Source organism: Streptomyces sp. NPDC031274, assembly GCF_055570235.1.
Map to the genome: position 1 here is coordinate 1 of NZ_JBVIHP010000189.1, position 1,572 is coordinate 1,572.

General features: G+C 69.1%; 2 protein-coding genes. Both read left to right on the forward strand.

Features of this window, described 5'->3' with window-relative positions; translation table 11 throughout:
* Positions 1 to 850 (forward strand): helicase associated domain-containing protein (locus ACZ5CR_RS44830; protein WP_468869339.1); only part of this gene is annotated, 850 nt, incomplete at its 5' end.
* A 398-nt stretch (positions 851 to 1,248) separates the two neighbouring features.
* A partial coding sequence (locus tag ACZ5CR_RS44835; RefSeq protein ID WP_468869341.1) for a hypothetical protein occupies positions 1,249 to 1,572 on the forward strand: 324 nt, incomplete at its 3' end.

Below are 1,572 nucleotides of genomic sequence, written 5' to 3' on the forward strand. Positions count from 1 at the left end.
GCACATGGCCCCGAGGCAGGACGCTGTGTGGGGAGACGCTGAAGGTGAGCTAGTCCCGGTCGGGCAGCACATGGCCAACCTGCGCCGGAAGGACGGCCTCGGCAAGGACCCGCAGCGCGCGCAGACCCGGGCCGCGCAGCTCGCGGAGATCGACCCGGACTGGAACTGCCCCTGGCCGCTGGACTGGCAACGCCACTACCGCGTCCTCGCCGACCTGGTCGACGCCGACGGCCACCTGCCAGACATCGCACCTGGGGTGCTGATGGACGGCGACGACATCGGACGGTGGCTCCAGCGGCAGACCCAGCCGGGTACATGGGCGCAGCTGTCGAACGAACAGCGGGAGCGACTGTCCAGGCTGGGCATCAAGCCCGCTGAGGCGCCGTCTGGCGCCCCGGCGGCCACGCATGCGACGAAGGGCCCGAGCAAGGCGCAGCAGGCGTTCCAGCGCGGCCTGGCAGCCCTCGCACAGTGGGTGGAACGGGAAGGCCAGCGGCCGGTACCGCGCGGCCACAGCGAAGAGATCGTGGTCAACGGCGAAGCGGAACCGGTGTCCGTCAAGCTGGGCGTGTGGGTATCGAACACCCGCGCGAGGCGGGACAAGCTCACAGCGGACCAGCGGTCGGCCCTGGCTGAGTTGGGCGTCGACTGGGCGGGCGCGGCATCGGCGCCGACCGCCCAGGTTGTCCCGGCCCAGCCGACGAAGGGCGGCTCCGTACGGCCCTCGCCGCCGAAGCCGCCGGTGCGGCACCACCATGCCGAGTGCGACAAACCGCTGTACGGCGGCGGCACCTGCACCTGCGACCTCATCGAGCAGTACGGACCGCCCTCCGAACGGGACGACTACTGAGAAGCCTCTGCCTGCTCCCTCCCCACCGCGCCAGACCCCGGGCCCTCCCTTCAAAAGGCCTTGGGCCTCGTGCTGTCGGCACGGGCGGGCGGACGTCGTCTAGGTCAGCCGGGCCGATGCGGGACCCACTCGTGGGTCGTCTCCTCCCGAGCACAGAGTTATGAGATGAAATTGTCAAATGTTGACGTCTAGAACGCCATAGATCGCAAGCTGAACACGCAAGGGTTCCGAGCATCAGATGCGGGCCTGCCTGCGGCTTTTGGTGAACAAAAGTTTCCTATCGGGGTCATCTGTTATCTCATGTTTTCCGACTAGCCGAGCTGAGCGGGCGTCCGGCCGGGCGTGCGCTCCCGTATCCGGCACCCGAACCGCCCTGCCTGGAGCGCATAGTTGGGCCTGTGAACACCGAACTGACCGTGCTCAAGCGGGACAAGGTCGTGAGCCAGGGCGAGACGATACGGATGCTGCTGGACGAGTCCAAGCGCTCCAGCCGTGCTGTCCCCATCCGGCGCGCGTTCGTTCAGGACACTGTCCCCGGCCCTCGCCTGGTCACGCGGCCCGGCCCTCTCCGTCACCTACTGCGCAGCCCCGAGCGGCTGGAGCTCTTCCTCCTGGTCCACTGCGTCGCCGCACGGGGCCCACTCCCGCGCGGTCGCGTCGACGGCGACTGGGGCGTGACTCGCCGGTCCGAGACATGGGGCCGCGCCGCAGGGATCTCGTTC